At 44.0% G+C, this 19,033-nt stretch carries 18 protein-coding genes and 1 pseudogene; 2 read left to right on the forward strand and 17 right to left on the reverse strand.

Going from position 1 to position 19,033, the window contains the following annotated elements:
- Positions 1-50: 50 nt before the first annotated feature.
- The 6 genes from dtd to OTG27_RS15305 all read right to left on the reverse strand — a co-directional run bounded on the left by dtd (position 51) and on the right by OTG27_RS15305 (position 8,814).
- Entirely contained in the window at positions 51-494 is a 444-nt protein-coding gene (gene dtd / locus OTG27_RS15280) for a D-aminoacyl-tRNA deacylase (protein ID WP_268937354.1), read from the reverse strand.
- A gap of 15 nt (positions 495-509) precedes the next feature.
- Positions 510-2,708, reverse strand: coding sequence for a RelA/SpoT family protein (locus tag OTG27_RS15285; protein WP_268937355.1), 2,199 nt, complete (start codon positions 2,706-2,708; stop codon positions 510-512).
- Positions 2,709-3,026: 318 nt separating this feature from the next.
- Positions 3,027-3,539, reverse strand: a complete 513-nt coding sequence (locus tag OTG27_RS15290; protein ID WP_034308789.1) for an adenine phosphoribosyltransferase — start codon at positions 3,537-3,539, stop codon at positions 3,027-3,029.
- Positions 3,530-5,905 (reverse strand): single-stranded-DNA-specific exonuclease RecJ, encoded by a 2,376-nt coding sequence (recJ, locus tag OTG27_RS15295; protein WP_268937356.1) that lies wholly within the window; start codon positions 5,903-5,905, stop codon positions 3,530-3,532. Before recJ ends, OTG27_RS15290 begins: the two co-directional genes overlap by 10 nt.
- Positions 5,906-6,050: 145 nt before the next feature.
- Complete coding sequence (secDF, locus tag OTG27_RS15300) at positions 6,051-8,312, reverse strand: protein translocase subunit SecDF (RefSeq protein WP_268937357.1); 2,262 nt, start codon at positions 8,310-8,312, stop codon at positions 6,051-6,053.
- A gap of 196 nt (positions 8,313-8,508) precedes the next feature.
- Positions 8,509-8,814 (reverse strand): post-transcriptional regulator, encoded by a 306-nt coding sequence (locus OTG27_RS15305; RefSeq protein ID WP_034308797.1) that lies wholly within the window; start codon positions 8,812-8,814, stop codon positions 8,509-8,511.
- Between the two features lie 170 nt (positions 8,815-8,984).
- On the opposite strand from OTG27_RS15305, the gene spoVB reads away from it, so the two are divergent.
- Positions 8,985-10,547 carry a stage V sporulation protein B gene (spoVB, locus tag OTG27_RS15310; RefSeq protein ID WP_268937358.1) on the forward strand — a complete coding sequence of 521 codons (1,563 nt, stop codon included), beginning with the start codon at positions 8,985-8,987 and terminating at the stop codon, positions 10,545-10,547.
- 36 nt (positions 10,548-10,583) lie between these two features.
- Here spoVB and OTG27_RS15315 read toward each other — a convergent pair whose 3' ends face one another.
- Positions 10,584-11,231 carry a DUF421 domain-containing protein gene (locus tag OTG27_RS15315; RefSeq protein WP_268937359.1) on the reverse strand — a complete coding sequence of 216 codons (648 nt, stop codon included), beginning with the start codon at positions 11,229-11,231 and terminating at the stop codon, positions 10,584-10,586.
- 194 nt (positions 11,232-11,425) lie between these two features.
- Here OTG27_RS15315 and OTG27_RS15320 point away from each other — a divergent pair, with 194 nt between their 5' ends.
- Entirely contained in the window at positions 11,426-11,797 is a 372-nt protein-coding gene (locus tag OTG27_RS15320; RefSeq protein WP_170946870.1) for a TIGR04086 family membrane protein, read from the forward strand.
- Positions 11,798-11,843: 46 nt separating this feature from the next.
- On the opposite strand, the gene yajC is transcribed toward OTG27_RS15320, so the two are convergent.
- The 10 genes and pseudogenes from yajC to OTG27_RS15370 all read right to left on the reverse strand — a co-directional run.
- Positions 11,844-12,128, reverse strand: a complete 285-nt coding sequence (gene yajC, locus OTG27_RS15325) for a preprotein translocase subunit YajC (RefSeq protein WP_098865119.1) — start codon at positions 12,126-12,128, stop codon at positions 11,844-11,846.
- Positions 12,129-12,171: 43 nt separating this feature from the next.
- Complete coding sequence (tgt, locus tag OTG27_RS15330; protein ID WP_034308807.1) at positions 12,172-13,311, reverse strand: tRNA guanosine(34) transglycosylase Tgt; 1,140 nt, start codon at positions 13,309-13,311, stop codon at positions 12,172-12,174.
- Between the two features lie 36 nt (positions 13,312-13,347).
- The gene (gene queA, locus OTG27_RS15335; protein WP_268937360.1) at positions 13,348-14,376 is read right to left on the reverse strand and encodes a tRNA preQ1(34) S-adenosylmethionine ribosyltransferase-isomerase QueA; all 1,029 of its coding nucleotides are present in this window, start codon (positions 14,374-14,376) and stop codon (positions 13,348-13,350) included.
- A 38-nt stretch (positions 14,377-14,414) separates the two neighbouring features.
- Complete coding sequence (locus OTG27_RS15340; RefSeq protein WP_034308809.1) at positions 14,415-14,621, reverse strand: DUF2905 domain-containing protein; 207 nt, start codon at positions 14,619-14,621, stop codon at positions 14,415-14,417.
- Positions 14,618-15,616, reverse strand: a complete 999-nt coding sequence (ruvB, locus tag OTG27_RS15345; protein ID WP_034308811.1) for a Holliday junction branch migration DNA helicase RuvB — start codon at positions 15,614-15,616, stop codon at positions 14,618-14,620. Before ruvB ends, OTG27_RS15340 begins: the two co-directional genes overlap by 4 nt.
- Before the next feature lie 11 nt (positions 15,617-15,627).
- Positions 15,628-16,242, reverse strand: a complete 615-nt coding sequence (gene ruvA, locus OTG27_RS15350) for a Holliday junction branch migration protein RuvA (RefSeq protein ID WP_268565389.1) — start codon at positions 16,240-16,242, stop codon at positions 15,628-15,630.
- 330 nt (positions 16,243-16,572) lie between these two features.
- Positions 16,573-17,073, reverse strand: coding sequence for an intercompartmental signaling factor BofC (locus OTG27_RS15355; RefSeq protein ID WP_268937361.1), 501 nt, complete (start codon positions 17,071-17,073; stop codon positions 16,573-16,575).
- Between the two features lie 110 nt (positions 17,074-17,183).
- Positions 17,184-17,783, reverse strand: coding sequence for a YhcN/YlaJ family sporulation lipoprotein (locus OTG27_RS15360; RefSeq protein WP_176548617.1), 600 nt, complete (start codon positions 17,781-17,783; stop codon positions 17,184-17,186).
- Between the two features lie 102 nt (positions 17,784-17,885).
- Positions 17,886-18,833: a phosphotransferase gene (locus OTG27_RS15365; RefSeq protein ID WP_170956534.1), complete on the reverse strand. Its 948-nt coding sequence runs from the start codon at positions 18,831-18,833 to the stop codon at positions 17,886-17,888.
- Positions 18,823-19,033, reverse strand: a pseudogene (locus OTG27_RS15370) (hypothetical protein); the annotation flags it as partial. The gene OTG27_RS15365 and the pseudogene OTG27_RS15370, both read right to left, overlap by 11 nt.

A 19,033-nucleotide genomic window follows, 5' to 3' on the forward strand; every position in this document is an offset into this window, starting at 1 on the left:
GCTTCGTATAAGAAGCTGGCTTTTCTACAAAAAAAACCTGCCGCAGCAGGTCATTTCTTGCTTTCGAGTATTAATGTGACGGGACCGTTATTAGTAAGCTGAACATCCATCATGGCTCCAAATTGACCTGTCTCCGTATGGACGCCTTTTTTGCGGAGTTCCTCGTTAAATGCTTCATATAATTCATTCGCCTCTTCAGGACGGGCGGCGTCCATGAAGTTCGGTCGACGGCCTTTACGGCAATCGCCGTATAAGGTGAATTGTGAAACGGATAAAATCGAACCTCCCACATCCAATAGTGAGTGGTTCATCTTTTCATTTTCATCTTCAAATATTCTTAGATTGACAATCTTTTCGGCCAAATAGGTGGCGTCATCAATCGTATCTCCATGGGTGACACCAACCAACAGGACGAGGCCGCTGTCGATTTGTCCGATTATTTGGTCTGCGACAACTACTTTTGCCGCTTTGGAACGTTGTAAAACAACACGCATGGCAATAAAAACTCCTTAGTTCATGATCCTTCTAACGGAATAAACATCTGAAATTTGTTTAATACGGTCGACAACCTTTTGCAAATGGGCAATGTTATGAATATAAATCGACATGTGAATGGTCGCCACCTTATTCCTGTCGGATTTACCCGAGACCGCTGAAATGTTGGTCTTGGTTTCATTGACGGCTTGAAGGACTTCATTCAATAAGCCGCGACGGTCATAGCCGCTGATTTCAATTTCCACGATGTATTCCTTGCGTTCGTTAATCGTACTTTCCCATTCAACCGGTACAAGGCGATGATCGGCATCCCCGCTATCCAGGTTCGGGCAATCTTGCCTATGAACTGAAACTCCACGGCCTTTGGTTATATAACCAACGATTTCGTCCCCTGGTACTGGGTTGCAACAGCGTGATAAGCGGATAAGCAGGTTATCAATCCCTGGTACCTGTACGCCCGAGTCACGTTTTTTAGATGTATTGGAGAAGGTTTTCAGATCGGCTACCGCTTCAGAAATATCCGCTTCTTGCTCGACCATTTTCTGCTTGCGCCATTTTTCGGTAAGGCGGTTAGCTACCTGAAGGGCTGTTATTCCGTTATATCCGACCGCTGCATACATATCTTCTTCATTCAGGAAGTTGAATTTATCCGCAACACGCTTGATATTCTCGGCAGCCAGGATTTCCTTCAGGTCGAACTCCATATCCTTGATTTCCTTTTCAACAAGCTCTTTGCCTTTTTCGATATTTTCTTCCCGGCGCTGCTTCTTGAAAAATTGGCGGATCTTATTTTTCGCTTGAGATGTTTGCGTCAGTTTAAGCCAATCCTGACTTGGACCATAAGAATGCTTCGATGTTAAGATTTCTATGATATCGCCAGTTTTCAGTTTATAATCCAGCGGTACCATTTTCCCGTTCACTTTGGCACCAATCGTTTTGTTTCCGATTTCCGAATGAATCCGGTAAGCGAAATCAATCGGGTTGGATCCTGATGGCAGTTCGATGACATCGCCTTTTGGAGTGAAAATGAATACCATATCAGAAAAAAGATCTATTTTAAGGGATTCCATGAATTCCTCGGCATTAGTCGCATCATCCTGGAATTCAAGAATTTCCCGGAACCATGTCAATTTTTCTTCCAGTGAAGGCTGTTCGCCGACATCTTTTCCCTCTTTATAAGCCCAGTGCGCTGCAACCCCGAACTCGGCAATGCGATGCATATCGGAAGTACGGATCTGCACTTCCAGCGGATCGCCTTTCGGTCCGATCACCGTCGTATGGAGCGATTGATACATATTCGGCTTCGGCATCGCGATATAGTCTTTGAATCGGCCAGGCATCGGTTTCCAGCATGTATGGATGATCCCTAAAACGGCATAGCAATCTTTTATGCTATTGACGACGATCCGAACGGCAAGCAAGTCATAAATTTCGCTGAACTGTTTATTCTGCAAAGCCATTTTGCGATAAATGCTGTAAATATGTTTCGGCCTGCCGGATAGGTCAGCCTTAATGTTGACTTCCTCAACGTTTTTACGCACTTCATCAATGACTTCTTCCAGATAGTTTTCACGTTCTGCACGCTTTTTCTTCATCAGGTTGACGATTCGGTAATACTGCTGAGGATTCAAATACCTTAGTGCAGTATCTTCCAGTTCCCATTTAATCGTGCTGATCCCAAGACGATGGGCAAGCGGTGCGAAGATTTCCAGCGTCTCGTTCGATATCCTTCTCTGCTTTTCCTGCGGCAGATGCTTCAATGTCCGCATATTATGCAGTCTGTCCGCAAGCTTGATCAAGATGACCCGTATATCCTGGGCCATCGCCACGAACATTTTCCGATGGTTTTCCGCCTGTTGCTCCTGCTGTGATTTGTATTTGATTTTCCCTAACTTGGTCACGCCATCCACAAGCATGGCGACTTCAGGACTGAAATTTTCTTCAATATCCTTCAAAGTGATCTCCGTGTCTTCAACAACATCATGTAAAAAACCTGCCGCAATGGTTGCAGGGTCCATTTCAAGATCAGCCAGAATGCCCGCCACTTGAATCGGATGAATAATATACGGCTCTCCCGATTTACGGAATTGTTCTCGGTGAGCATACTCTGCATACTTAAACGCTCTATGAATAAATTCAGCTTCTTCCGGCTGAAGATATAAGCTGGCCCGTTCTACAACCTGCTCGGCAGTCAATATTTGATCATTAGCCATTTAATCACCTTAACCCCACTTTAACTGCCACCGGATATGATCCGGATTGAGTATGATTGGTAGCACTTCCCTTTATTCTGCAAAACGTGACAATTTTTGCGAAAAAAAATAAATCCGCTTAAACGGATAAAAGTGCAAATAAACTTATTAGCAGAAAAACTCTTTATTATTACTATTATCGAAAAAAAAGGCAAGGATGTAAAGAGTTAAACGTGTATTTTATTAAGAATAGTGCATTTTTTCACTGGAAATTCGACAAAATCCAGCTAAAATGGGAAAAACAGAAAGAGAGCACCCTGGTCAGAGTGCTCTCCTTTATTAAAAGCTCATTAATGTCAAGACATCATAGCCGTCTAATTTATCTTTTCCATCCAAGTCAGTCAATTCAATAAGGAAGGCAATCCCTGCTACAATTCCGCCAAGCTGTTCAACCAACTTGATCGTCGCTTCTATTGTTCCCCCGGTAGCAAGCAAATCGTCGGTAATCAGGACACGCTGTCCCGGTTTAATCGCATCTTTATGGATTGTCAATACATCCTTGCCGTATTCCAGTCCATATTCGACTTTTATCGTTTCACGTGGAAGTTTTCCTTCTTTTCTCACTGGCGCAAAGCCCACTTCCAATGAGTATGCGACTGGACATCCGATAATGAATCCGCGTGCTTCCGGCCCGACCACCAAGTCGATATTTTTATCGCGAGCATACTCGACGATTTGGTCTGTTGCGTATTTATAAGCTGCGCCGTTATCCATTAATGTTGTAATATCTTTGAAGACGATACCCGGTTTTGGCCAGTCTTGCACAATTGTTACATATTGCTTTAAATCCATTGCTTTGTTTCCTCCTCAAGGTCTGTTGCCTCATGAACTAAATAATGATTGAACCAATCGAATAATTGCTGATAGGAAGAATAAACAAGCTCTTGTTCAAGCTCAAATTGCTCTTTCTTTCTTGTATACGATTCAGATTCACTGAGATCGCGTTTTTTCGCATTGGTTGTGAGCATAATTAACCCTTTCTCTATTGTAACAAAATCAAGCTCAAAAAACACCTTAGAAATGAATTCCACTGTATCTCTTGACCAGCCGCGATATTTGGCCAGGTCATCCCCATATCTTTTCACATCAAGCGGACCCTTCTTGGCAAGGAAGGCATAAAACCATTTAAAATGATCCCTTGTCGGCATCGTACTTAAGAAATGGTCCTGTTCATGGGAAAGGTGAGCGTAGATACGGGAAGGGTTCTTTTTGGCAACCGCCCGTTTCAAATATTCCCTGGACGGCGGCATGTCCATGAGTACCAAATGCCCTTCGAAGCAGTCGAGCTGCTCAGCATCCAGTTCATTCTCGATATGAACGAGATCTGGATGGTTTTGCAAAAATGGATATCTGCTATAAATATCTTCCGAGAAAATGACGATCTTCCGGTTTTGTGCAGGAATGTCGGCAAGCCACTTCTCTGCCTGTCCCTTGCCGCGGTAATCGAATAACTGCCAATGGTCCACCGAGACATCCTGGACAAAGATCTGGGGCTTTTTCATATTATTCCACTCATTGATGGAGAGCTCTCCAATCACCGAAACTTCAGCGTGCGGAGCTATTTCATCGACAAAATGACCGAGACCGAAGCCCACACCGTCAAGTTTGTGTTTTTCACCATCTTCCAGCTGAACCTTCAAGTGATTTTGGTTGGCACCAATTTTGCGGACACTTGAAAGTTGTACGGAATCTATCAAAATCTTCGGCTTGGGATTCGTAACCCCAAATGGTGCAAGCAAGCTCATTTCCTGAATCGTTTGAATGGAAACTTCAGCTAAAGTCGTAGCACCGTCCAAGTTTGTAATCGGTGTGAAGTCCTCTTCGTTCAGTTCTTCCTTCGCAATCAAGTTCATGCGGTCCCTAAGCTCCTGAACATCTTCTATTTTCAACGTCATTCCAGCTGCCATAGGGTGTCCGCCGAAATGGGGCAGCATTTCACGGCATTGGGAAAGACTTTGAAAAAGATCGAAACCAACGATGCTCCGAGCAGAGCCTTTAGCTAATCCCTTATCCCGATCATAGCTCAATACAATCGTCGGCCGGTAAAAGCGTTCAACAAGTTTAGAGGCCACAATCCCCACAACTCCGGCATTCCAGCCTTCCCTGCCGATGATGAGCACGCCATTGGACTCCGGCGGGAAGTTTTCCTCGACTTCAGCAATCGCTTCCTCAGCCATTGCTGCAACCATTTCCTGCCGCTCTTTATTGATATCGTTGATTTCATTAGCAAGTTCCATTGCTTCTTCGAGACTTGCGGACATCAATAAATCAACAGCGGGATCGGCATCTCCAAGGCGCCCGACAGCATTGATCCTCGGTGCCATTGCAAAGCCGATCGATTCTTCATTCAATGCTTCCTGCTGAACATTCGCCACTTTCATTAACGCAACAAGTCCCGGGCGGCGAGTCAATCGTAACTGCTCGATGCCTTTCGCAGCAATGACACGGTTTTCCCCTTGTAAAGGCACTAAATCCGCTATCGTGCCGATTGCCGCTATTTCAAGCAAATCCTCAGGCAATTCCCCGAGCAAGGCGTGTGCAAGCTTAAATGCGACCCCTACTCCGGCAAGTTCTTTAAATGGATAGGAACTGTCCTCAATTTTAGGATGGATGATCGCCAATGCCTCAGGCAATTGCGGTCCCGGTTCATGGTGGTCAGTCAAAATATAATCCATGCCTAGCTCGGCGGCAAGTTTCGCTTCAGCGACTGCGGAGATCCCGGTATCGACTGTTATCAATACCTTCACACCTTGCTCGGCTGCAAGGCGGAATGCCATCGGATTCGGACCATATCCTTCTGTAAACCGATTCGGGATATAAAAATCAACATCGGCCCCCAATCTCGTCAGCGCCGTCATCATCACGGTGGTCGATGTCACGCCATCCGCATCATAATCACCGAATATACGTATTTTTTCTCCATTTTGAATCGCTTCTTTTATTCTATATACTGCTTTATCCATATCCTTCAATAAAAATGGGTCATGAAAAGTTTGATTTTTTACAAATAAAAACGATCGGGCACTTTCAATCGTATCCAGGCCTCGATTCACAAGCAGGGCTGCAACCAAAGGTGTGATATGAAGCTCTTCAGCTAGTACAGCAACTTTGTTTTCATCGGCAGTTCGCAAGTTCCACCGGGTTTTTGGCTTTAACATTTATTCACCCCTCAACCTACTCATTATACAAAACGAATATACCAGTTTCAATTTTATTTTAAACTCATAATTGGCTGTAATTCCCTATTCAATAAGCTAGTTCAACAAAAAGAAGGCTGGCATCACGCCAGCCCCCTTTCACCTATTAAACTTGTCCTTCAAGACTTTGTTTCTTTTCTTTTGCGGTATTCAGCGGACCTTTCTTCTTCAATTCCCTGATTTTCAAATCAAGCCAGAATTGGGAAGCGATCAATAGCGATGAATACACGCCGCATATTAAACCGATAAACAGGGCAATGGAGAAGTTACGGATAGCTTCACTGCCGAAGATCATCAACGCTATGACCGTTATGAGAACGGTCAGAACCGTGTTAATGGATCTCGTGAGCGTTTGTCTGATACTGATGTTCACAATGTTCTCCAGTTCTTCGACGGTTTTTATTTTACGGCTGAAGCGCAGGTTTTCACGAATACGGTCAAAGGTTACGATCGTATCATTGATCGAATAACCGACGATCGTCAGAACCGCAGCAATGAAGGTGATATCCACTTCGAGCCGGAGCAAGCTGAAAATCGTGATGATGAAGAATGCATCATGTATAAGCGCGACCACGGCTGGTACAGCCATCCGCCATTCAAATCGTATCGATACATACAATATGATTCCGATTGAGGCAATCGCTAAAGCTTTCATGGCATTTTTCGCAAGCTCTTTTCCTACTGTCGGTGATACGGTGCTGACATTCGGTTCCGCTCCGTAATCCTTCTTGAAATGGTCCTTCAATTCAGCAATCTCTTGCTTATCGAGGACACCGACTGTCCGAACGACAGCATTTTTATTGTCTTGTCCAGCGAGCCTGACATCCTTGATATCATCCTCGTCGATACCGACCTTTTGCATTTCGGTTTTGACTTGCTGAGTCGTCAAGACGTCTTTGGACGCAATCTCGATTCGGGTACCGCTCGTGAAATCAATCCCAAGATTCAATCTGAAGACGAGCAGGAAGATGATCCCGATAATAGTGACACCGATTGAAATGCCGTAAAAAACTTTCCGATGTTTCACGAAATCGATTTTATCAAAACGTGTTGGCAATGACATTAAATCCATTTTCTCGGATAAATCGTGAATATTTTTCTTCTTCACGCCAAACCATCCTGTACGTTTGTCCAGGAACCCACTATTCACCCACAGGCTCATGAAGAGGCGTGTACCATAAACGGCAGTAATGAAACTCATTAAGATCGAAATGATCAAAGTGGTGGCAAACCCTTTAACCGAGCTTGTTCCATAAAAGAACAATACGGCCGCAGCCAGCAAGGTCGTTAAGTTGGCATCCGTGATTGTAGCAAGTGAATTCTTGGTACCTTCTTTATAAGCCGCTTTAACCGACCTGCCAAGTTTCATTTCATCCCTGATTCGCTCATAGGTTATGATATTGGCGTCGACGGCCATCCCGACCCCGAGTACCAATGCTGCAATACCAGGCAGCGTAAGGACCGCATTCATCCAATCAAACACTAAAAGCGTCAAGAAAAGGTAGATGCTTAAAGTGACGACTGCAATGAATCCCGGGAAGCGGTAATACACAAGCATGAAGATAAAAACAAGTGCAATTCCGATGATTCCTGCAAAAATAGTATCATGCAGTGCACCTGCACCAAACTGGGCACCTACAGAAGTCGAATACTTTTCTTTCAAATCAACCGGCAGGGCACCTGCATTCAGCAGGGCTGCAAGCTCTTTCGCTTCTTCCAACTTGAATTGACCGGTAATATACACCTTATTCGTATTGAAAACTTCACTGACAGCCGGAGCGGATATCATATTGTCCTGTGAGGCTGTATCCTTAATGGAATCTTTTCCTTCCTCAAAATCCAACCAGATTGCAAGTACATTAGTCGGACTTGGCATCGAGGATATTTTTTGAGTGATGTCCTTAAATTTATTTACGTCTTTCAGCGTGACTTCGACAACCGGTTTATTATCTTGGAACGTTTGCTTCGCGCCGCCTTCTTTCAGGTCGGCACCGGTCATCATTTCCTTATCGTTGTAGTCACGGAAAGATAATTTAGCTTGTGTAGAAAGGATTTCCCGAGCGTTGTTTTGGTCTTTGACTCCAGCCAATTGTACGCGGATCCGGTCTTTCCCTTCTATTTGTATGTTAGGCTCGCTAACACCCAACACATTGACACGCCGCTCAAGTGAGCTTACTGTAGCCCGTAAAACGTCCGGGGTTATCTTTTCCCCTGACAGCGGTTTTACTTCATATAACACTTCAAACCCGCCTTGAAGATCAAGACCCAGCTTGATATCCTTTAGGATTCCTTTTGAAGTCGTACCCATCGCTGCGAAAATCAAAAGTGCGATTAGAAAAAACGCAACGATCCTGCTTCTTTTTACCATTATGTAGTAGGCCCCTTTCTATAATACGCCTGTTCCTGAAGTTAATAAAATCGTCATTTGTTGTTTAAATGATAACTGCATACCCTATGCTTCTTGAGAAAAAAGACACAGCTTTCCATACTTTTTCCAAAAAAGGCATAACCATATCTATTATGAGTCATATACAAACAGCTGTCAATTTAAGTATATCTTTGCGTTATTCTTTCAAAAGCTCCTTCAGTTCCTCTTCGGAAAGCGGCTCGAATAGGTTTGGTGATTTATAAGCTTCGACCATTTGGAAGGTCATGAACTGGTTGCTCGAAAATGTCACGATATCTGCGACAAGTTCATGAAGGTGAATGTTTTCCTGCGGGCGCTTCCATTTATTTTTGGTTAAGGTTCCCCATATGTCTTCCTCTGTTACGGCATTCAATCCGACCATTTGGAATTCCTCACGCTTACTCTTCAAAAATGGACGCACCTTTAGATAATACCTTTGATAGGGATGATTCTTTTTTGCCATCATTTTGCCTCCAGTAAAATGATTCTCAAATGAATGCGCAGTTTCTTAGAAGGGTTTCTTATCATTTGTTAGAACGCAAACAAACACTTTTGTCATGCTTTGTCCAAGTACAAGCATATAGATAATTGTATAGCATAACCGCTTTTTTGAGAAGGCAGGGAGGGAGTTCAATGTCCAAATTTTTAAAAGGGACGCTGATTTTATTAATCGCAAGCCTGATTACAAGGGTTCTTGGTTTCATTAACCGTATTGTCATCGCCCGCTTCATCGGCGAAGAAGGCGTTGGTTTATATATGATGGCTTTACCGACACTCTTTCTCGTCGTGAACATAACCCAGTTAGGCCTGCCAATCGCCATTTCGAAATACGTGGCCGAAGCCAATGCCAGGGGTGATGAACGTAAAATCAAGAAAATCCTTGTCGTCTCTTTGGCCTGCACCTTTACTCTATCGATGATTTTCACTCCTGCGATGCTGCTTTTCGCACCGGTTCTATCAGAATACCTATTCACGGACGATCGGACGTTATTGCCGCTCATGGCGATTGCCCCAATCGTACCGATCATTGCCATTTCATCCGTACTGCGCGGTTATTTCCAAGGCAAGCAAAATATGAAGCCCTTCGCTTTTTCACAAGTTATCGAACAGGTGGCCAGAATCACTTTCATAGCCGTCCTGACCAAGGCCTTTTTGCCATATGGAATCGAATATGCGGCAGCCGGGGCAATGCTTGCATCGATAATCGGTGAGCTCGTCTCTCTCATTTACTTATTGACCAGCTTTAAAATAAAGAAACATTTTAAGTTCAGAAAGGGTTTCTTCAATAATGTCAAATCCGGAAAAGGAACGTTCACCGAATTGATGGGGATTGCCCTTCCTACAACCGGAAGCAGGATGATTGGATCGGTATCGTGGTTTTTCGAACCGATAGTGGTCGCCCAGAGTTTGGCACTTGCCGGAGTCACCGCGGCCGCAGCCACCAGCCAATACGGGGAGTTGACTGGATATGCTCTGCCTTTACTCATGCTTCCTTCCTTCGTTACATCATCATTGGCGACGGCACTTGTCCCGGCAGTGAGCGAAGCCCGTACGACCGGAAACTTTTTACTCGTTGAACACAGGCTTCAACAAGCCCTGAAAATCACCTTCATCACAGGCTGTTTAGCGATCGTCATTCTGTTCATCTTTGCCGAACCGATCTTGCAAGTCATGTATGGATCTTCGCATGCTGCCGTTTTCATTAAATTCCTGGCACCTTTTTTCATCCTTTATTACTTTCAATATCCGCTGCAATCCATGCTGCAGGCACTGGACCTTGCAAAGGCTGCAATGTTCAACAGCCTGGCTGGGAACATCCTTAAAATCGGTGTGATCTGGCTTCTGGCTTCAAAGGAAAGTTTCGGGATCATGGGAGCCGCAATCGGGATAGCTGTCGGTACGATGCTCGTTACTTTCCTGCATTTTTCAACCGTACTGAAGGTCGTCCCTTTCACGCTTCACTTCCGAAGCTACATATCAGCTCTGGTCCTTGCTTTAATTTCAGGATGGGGCGGTTATTATCTTTATCAATTCCCGCTCTCCTCACAGCCTATCGGGATACGGCTTTTGCTTTCCGTAACCGTCGTTATCCTGTTGTTCACATTTTTCCTGCTCATGACCGGCAGCATAAAAAAGGCCGATTTGATCAGGATTCCTGTAGTGGGCGGCTTTTTGTCAAAATTAGCTTGGAAATAAAATGAACCGAAGCACTCAAAGGCTTCGGTCATTTCTTCATTTATTTTTATCGATGTAAAATTGGCCATCTATGTACCCGCAAATCGAAATCTCTTTAACCTTCGTTTCTCCATGTTCTTTTAACTGATTCAGAAGCCAAACATGGTTTTTCCCAATTTTATCAAGATTTTTTTCTTGTATCTCTCCGTCGACAATCAGCGGGAATGGTACCTGACTTTCCGACCCTTCTTTATCGCTTTTTTTAATCACTGAGAGCTTACCTGAAGTTTCAAGGATGGCAAATTGCACTTCGTTTATATCAATAATTCCTTGTTCACGAAGTTGGGTCAATAAGTCATCAAAATTATATCGTTGTCTGCGCATCGCTTTTTCATCTATTTTCCCCTGATCAATGATGATCTGGGGCTTACCGTCCATGAGATTGCGTAATTTGACACTTTTCAATGAGGCAAAGGCCAATGTGATTTGGAGGAACGCGAGAACAAACATCGGGATAGTCTGTCGGATAAACGGTTTTTCCAAATCTTCAAAGGATAGCACAGCAATGTCCCCTATCATGATGGATACCACTAAATCAAGAACGCTAAGTTCCCCAACTTCCCGCTTACCCATCATTCGAAAAAGGAACCAGATGACCAGATAGATTACCGCCGTTCGAAATATAATCCCTAGATAGATATCCAATTCAAAAACACTTCCTTCATCCATAGCATGGCTTGGGAACTGAAAAATTACTCCATAAATCTTTTCTAATTTTACGGGAAGCGTCTTAAACCTGGTCTAAAGGTTCGATATCGGGAATATGCTTGTACAAACACATAAACAGGCTATACGTATCAGCCTTTTAAAAAGGAGGAATACCCATCGAAACTAAAAAAATGAGTGTCGCCGTAATTTATGGCGTAGGCTCCATCTTTGCCATAGCGATGATTGCTAGTTTAATCGTTTCCATCCTTCTTCGTTTTACTTCACTGACGGAATCATCCCTGACATACGTGGTCATGATCGTGTCCTTTTTATCGCTGTTCATTGGTGGATTCATATCAGGAGGCAAAGGGAAAAAGCAAGGATTATTCTTGGGCGGAAGCACTGGGCTGCTTTATCTGTTGGTCGTGTTCCTTTTTCAATATTTAGGTCACGATGCCCTTTTCACCATCAAGCAATGGATATACTATGGCTGTTTTGTGATTACAGCCATGATGGGTGGCGTTCTTGGGGTCAACATGAGTTCCGACTCCCGCACCGATTAAAAAAAAGCAAAAAAAAACCGGGCACATGGCCCGGTTTTCGTTTGTCTTATAGGGATGCTTCTTTATTCGGTGCGCTTTCCGTAATTTCACGGATTGCTGCACGGTCAAAAGTCAGTTTTGTACCGTCTGGTGATTTAATGACGATTTGCTGTTCATCGATTGCGTCGATTGTTCCGTGCATGCCGCCGATAGTAGCAACTTTATCACCTTTTTTCAAACTGCTTTGCATGCTTTGCGTAGCCTTTTGGCGTTTTTGCTGCGGGCGGATCAATAAGAAATAGAACAATACGAACATTAAAATCAACGGAAGTATTTGTGTTAAAGAACCCATTTAAGTATATTCACTCCTTTCGTTCATTAAAATATGTATGGAATTAGAAGTTTCTCGCATTTGGTTCATTGAAACCATACTGCTCAAAAAACTCTTCCCTAAAGTCTCCAAGGCGATCTTCTCGAATAGCTTGTCTGACCTGTTCCATCAAGTTTAACAGAAAATGAAGATTATGGTAAGTCGTAAGACGAATTCCAAAGGTTTCTTCACATTTAATCAAGTGGCGGATATATGCCCGGCTATAGTTCTTGCAAACATGGCAATCGCAATTTTCATCGATTGGACCGAAATCGCGTGCATACTTCGCATTTTTCACAACCAGCCGCCCATTGCTCGTCATGAGCGTACCATTACGCGCGATTCGCGTCGGCAGTACACAGTCAAACATATCAACACCGCGGAGTGCACCATCGATCAATGAGTCCGGTGAACCGACCCCCATAAGATAGCGCGGTTTGTCAGATGGCAGCAGCGGAGTTGTAAACTCAAGGACGCGGTTCATGATATCCTTCGGTTCCCCTACGGATAGTCCTCCAATAGCATAACCCGGGAAGTCAAGGGAGACAAGGTCTTTTGCACTTTGTTTGCGAAGATTTTCAAACTCCCCGCCTTGAACGATCCCGAACAGCCCTTGGTCATTTGGACGCTCATGTGCATTCAAACAGCGTTCCGCCCAGCGCGATGTCCGTTCAACCGACTTCTTCATATATTCTTCAGTCGCCGGAAATGGCGGACATTCATCAAAGGCCATCATGATATCGGAGCCAAGCGCATTTTGTATTTCCATCGCTTTTTCCGGAGATAAAAATAATTTATCGCCATTCAGATGGTTCCTGAAATGCACACCCTCTTCTTCAATTTTGCGGAACTCGCTTAAACTGAAGACTTGAAAGCCGCCTGAGTCGGTCAAAATCGCCCGATCCCAGTTCATGAACTTATGCAATCCGCCAGCTTCCTTGATGATTTCATGCCCTGGACGCAGCCATAGGTGGTACGTATTGCTCAGGATGATGCCTGCCCCCATTTGTTTCAAATCTTCCGGGGACATCGTTTTGACAGTAGCCATCGTTCCAACCGGCATAAATGCCGGTGTTTCAAAAGAACCATGCGGCGTATGGACCCGGCCTAGCCGTGCACCTGTCTGTTTACATGTTTTGATTAACTCATATCGTATTGCAGTCAACGCAATAACTCCCTTCAAGAGCTTCTCACTCTTATATTACTTAATTAACATTGCATCTCCAAAACTAAAGAACCTGTATTTTTCTTCCACAGCCGCTTCATAGGCATGAAGGACATGCTCCCTACCTGCAAGTGCAGAAATAAGCATGATTAAAGTCGATTTAGGCAAATGGAAGTTCGTTATCATCGCATCGATCCCTTTGAACTCATAACCAGGATAAATGAAGATGCTCGTCCAGCCATTCTCTTCCTTGAAAACCCCATCATTGCGGGACGCAATCGTTTCCAATGTCCTTGTGGACGTAGTGCCGACCGTAATGATTTTCCCGCCTTTTTCCTTCACGTCATTCAGTAATCTGGCAGTGCCTTCCGTCATTTGATAAAATTCCGAATGCATTTCATGGCTGTCAATATCGTCGACGCTTACCGGACGGAATGTTCCAAGCCCGACATGCAGCGTGATGAAGGCGATGTGGACACCCATCCCTTTAAGTATCTCAATTAAATCCTCCGTAAAATGCAGGCCAGCAGTAGGTGCCGCTGCAGATCCCCTTTCCCGCGCATAAACGGTTTGATAGCGGTCCTGATCATCAAGCTGTTCCTTGATGTATGGAGGTAACGGCATTTCGCCCAGCTTCTCCAGTATTTCATAAAATATGCCATCATATTTAAATTCAAGGATACGGCCGCCATGCTCGAGTACACCTGTACAGACGGCACTCAGCTTACCATCGCCGAAAACGATCGTCGAGCCTTCCTTAATCCGTTTGGCCGGCTTCACAAGCGTTTCCCAGACATCATCATGCTCTTGCTTAAGCAGCAATACTTCGATCTTTGCACCTGTCCCTTCTTTACTGCCGTATAGTCGGGCCGGAAGAACTTTTGTATCATTCAACACCAGGCAATCTCCCGGTTTGATATATTCCGTGATATGGCTGAATACATCATGCTGGAGCTTACCGGTTTCTTTGTCCAGTACCATCAATCTACTTGCTTCCCTATCCTCCAAAGGAACTTGGGCAATCAGTTCCTCCGGTAAATGAAAATCAAACATATCCAATTTCATCTGTTCCACTTCCTTACGTGTCTATCAAGCTGTAATCATTATTTAAAACGGCCGATCAAATAAAAAATCGCGGACAACACAACACTGACGATGATTGATGTAACGATAGGAAAGTAAAAAGTCGTATTCCCCTTTTTCAGAAAAATATCTCCCGGCAGCCTGCCGAGATGGATATATTTCATCGCAAAACCAATCACGAAAATAATCACACCCAGAATCATGACCATCTTTGGTATATTCATCATTCAGGCATCTCCATGCCGAAATGCTCATATACAAGCTGTGTTGCCATCCGGCCTCTTGGGGTGCGCTGAAGAAAACCGACTTGCAGCAGATATGGTTCATACACATCTTCGATCGTATGTGCCTCTTCGCCAATCGTTGCCGCAATCGTTTCCAGGCCCACGGGCCCGCCACGGAATTTTTCAATGATCCCTTTAAGTAATTTATGGTCAATATGATCGAGTCCTAAACGGTCGACCTGCATTAATTCAAGCGCATAATCGGCAAGCTCCGCCGTTATCGTCCCATCACCGCGTACCTGGGCGAAATCCCTGACCCTCCGTAAAAGCCGATTGGCTATTCTTGGTGTGCCCCTTGACCTTCTTGCAAGCTCTGCCGCTGCTTGATCGTCCATTTCCGTATCCATGATTCTTGCTGTACGGATGATGATATCAGTCAAATGGTTTTCGGTATAATATTCAAGACGGCTCAATACGCCAAAACGGTCCCTGAGCGGTGCAGACAGCGAGCCTGCCCGTGTCGTGGCCCCTACAAGGGTGAACGGCGGCAAGTCGATCCGGATTGAACGGGCTTCCGGTCCCTTACCGACTACAATATCCAGACAGAAGTCCTCCATAGCCGGATATAACACTTCCTCGACGACACGAGGGAGACGGTGAATCTCATCAATGAACAATACATCACCTGGTTCAAGTGCACTCAAAATGGCCGCCAGATCTCCCGGCCGCTCAATGGCGGGACCGGAAGTCGTGCGGATATTCACACCCATTTCGTTGGCGATGATGACGGCAAGCGTCGTCTTGCCAAGACCAGGCGGTCCATATAAAAGTACATGATCGAGCGTTTCTTCACGCATCCTTGCCGCCTCGATGTATACACTCAAATTCGCTTTCACTTTATCCTGTCCGATATATTGCTTTAAGTTTTGCGGCCGCAGGCTTTGTTCAAAGGACAGTTCGTTCAGATCGGCTTCCTGATTGAATATTCTCTCCTCCATTGCGCCACTCCTTATCTTAACATCATTTGCAATGCTTTCTTAATATATTGCTCGGTCGTCATATCTTCAGCCTGCAATTTCTTGGCTACCTTTTGGACTTCCTTTTCAGAATAACCAAGAGCCTTCAATGCAAGAATGGCTTCATCCAATTCCTCAGTATAACCATTTGGACTGATTGGAGCCGTGACGCCTTCGTTAAACAAGCTTGGAAACGCATCAGGTATAATGTTCTCCAGTTTCCCTTTTAAGTCGAGAATCATTTGCCGTGCCGTTTTCTTTCCGACTCCCGGGAATTTCACCAAAAATGATTCATCTTCATTTTCGATCGCCTGTACCACCTGATCAACCTGGCCTGATGCCAATATGGCTAGGGCACCCTTCGGCCCGATTCCGGTTACATTCAATAATTTTGTGAATAACGCCTTTTCTTGACGAGTCTGAAATCCGTATAATGCCACCATATCCTCACGAACATAATGATACAGGAAAACTTGGATTTCTTTATGGTATTGAGCGGAAAAAATAAAAGGATTCGGCGTCATCACTTGATATCCGATCCCCCCATTTTCCACAACTATGTATTCAGGTCCAATATAATCGACCTTGCCTTTTATATAATCATACAAATTAATTCTCTCCCTGATTTTGCTGTACCTCTCATTTTATCATAAAAAGGGGGTGTTGTTCATTAAAAGTTATTTCAGAATCGGCAAAGTCTATTCACGGGGAATTCCGGGTGTCACCTCACTGCTTAAAACAAAGTTGATTGAAACAAGCGTGCAAGACTAGCGTCCAAGGGACCCGACAGGCGCAAAAACACAAAGGGTGGACCGCCCGCGGAAAGCGAGTTCCCGCAGTTGAAATCAACCGTAATGGTAAACACCAAAAAAACTGTAGACAACTCTCCATCATTATCGAGTCAGTCTACAGTCTGAAGGGTGGGATATCATCCCACCCTAGTTTACCGAATATGGCTCATATTCTTTAATAAGCTGTTTATATTGGTCTTTATTCATGATCGGAATCCCTTTTTGCAGTTCCTCCTGCTTGTATGCTTCAAGTTTACCAACGTCTATTTGGTAGAATGTATGAATGATCTTGGCGTGCTCAGGCCTTCCGATAAAAATGGATAATGTACCATCTTCCCTCATCCCAAGGTAACCATTCGCTTTTAACAGCGGAGAGATGTCATTCTCAATTTTCTTCATGACAATCAGCTCTTCATTTTGATCGACTACTTGCCATCCTTCATATTTTGCCCAAAAGTCCTCCATCGACCAAATTGTTTCTGTCAATTTCTCTTCACTTAACTCGCCATCCAAATACATACGCTGAAGAATGACCTTCCTTTCAATTGGATCATTTTCCTTTTGAACGGTTTCTTCCGCAAAAACGGTTAAGCAAAATGGCAATATGAAAAGTGCCAAGAAAAATTGGATTCTAAATTGATTAAACAATATACTCACCTCTTAAGGCGTTTACTTTTTATGTAGTTTGACCCAAATAAGGATTATTAACCAGAAAAAAAATCAAAAAGAGCTGACTCCAAGTCGGGTCAGCCCACAAATTATTTTAAGTGATTTTCGTGGATGTTAAGGTTATCGAACATGTCATTGGCATCCAAAATGATCATTTCCCTCGTATCTCCATCCCGAAGATTGTTATCAAGTGTCATCGTCCTGAAATAGACACCTTCATCGGTGGTTACATATAGGGTACGGCCATTGGTAAGCGGTCCGATCTCCTTCTTGATTCTTTGTTTAACATCATTTGCTTGGCTATAGTCATCCAGCCGCAAGGCTACCAGCATTTCATCTTGCATGATGATTGTCCTGGCATCGCTAACCGGCTCCACTTTATTGGCGACACCATTTACTCTGTCGGCTAAAGAGCCCTCATAAGAATTATAATAAGATGATTTTGCCTTTAGCGGCTTACTTTCATGTCCATGGTAGTTACGGTCACTCTTACTGTACGCATCATCTTTATTGTATAAACCATGCGCCATATTCTCATAATTGATGTTTCGCACCAATGCATCTTTTTCATGGTACCCTGTATCATTCGTGATATTTTCATTTTCCGCTGTATCATTATTAGCACATCCAACCAAACTGACGGCTGCCAATACCGTACAAAGCGGCTGTGCCCATTTTATTTTCTGCACCAATAACCCTCCCATTGCAATAGAATGAGCTATATTCCGCTCATAATTAGCATGGGTGTCGAACGGGAAATGTACTCTGTAAGATAAGGCCAAAAGCCCGTTTTAATTCCTATTAAGGGAAGAAATCCTTTTCGCCAATTTTTCATTCATTTCCATCCGTTCCGAAAAACCTTCCACTGTCATTTTCCAGACCGAATGAAGCTGGGAAGAACTTTTATTAAGACGATTCCATTCACGGAAGATATCGGTAGGGTAAGTTAAAGCATATAAAAAGGCAAGGTCTGACTGATACCTTTGCAATTGCGGCACTTCCCACAGCTCGTTTGCAGCGTCTTCCAGATGTGGCGAAATTCGATTTGCGTACTGTAAATAATCAATGCACCTCGGGGCATTTGCCATTAAGTCAAAATCGATTAAAGTCAAAGTGCCGTCCGCTCTCCGTAAGAAATTGTGGTGGGCACAGTCACCATGAATGATGACTTTCTTTTCCTTATCCCATAAAGACTGATATTTATCAAACCCCTCTAGCGACCATTCCCCCCATCTAATCCATTCCTTGATAATATCTTCGGAAACATATTGGCGAACATAAGAAAAGTTCTTTTTAAATAGTGATAAGCGTTCTTTCCACTTTTTTGATTGATTGAACACAGGCGCGTTAATGGAGAGGTTTTCCGACACATCATGGAAGCTTTCCAGTAACTGAATGCCTTCTAAGCGGTCCTTATCATTGGAAAACCTGAATTTTTTCTTGTTCGGCGGAAAATAGTCCATACTGCCATACCACTTCCCTTTAAATTGAAAGGGCATTAAATTCTGATGAATATAATACGTTTGATGAAATCCCTTTTGTTTTAATAAAGAAGTCAATTCTCTTTGTCGATCCCATTTTTCAAAACTGTCAAACCCTTTAAGGATCATTGAATGACCTTTTTCAAAAGTTATTAAATAGACACTGCTTTGGATATGGTGGACATTCTTTGGCTTACGATTTAAATAAGAGAGGAGACGAGTGTTAAAAACACTGTCTCCTTGATGATTAGTAGTCATCGCTTTCATCTACATATGTCGGTATCCCAAATGTTTCAGGTGCACGCACGCCCCCGAATTGGCCTGGCTGGCCTCCCATTTGTCCAGGTAACATAGCTTCAGGTTGCCCCCCAAGCTGTCCGCGCATCATGTCCGGCTGACCGCCAAATTGTCCCGGCATCATTCCTGGTTGACCTCCGTTTTGACCGCCCATCATCATA

It is taken from the genome of Peribacillus sp. AS_2 (genome assembly GCF_026891895.1).
Lineage (GTDB): Bacteria > Bacillota > Bacilli > Bacillales > DSM-1321 > Peribacillus > Peribacillus frigoritolerans.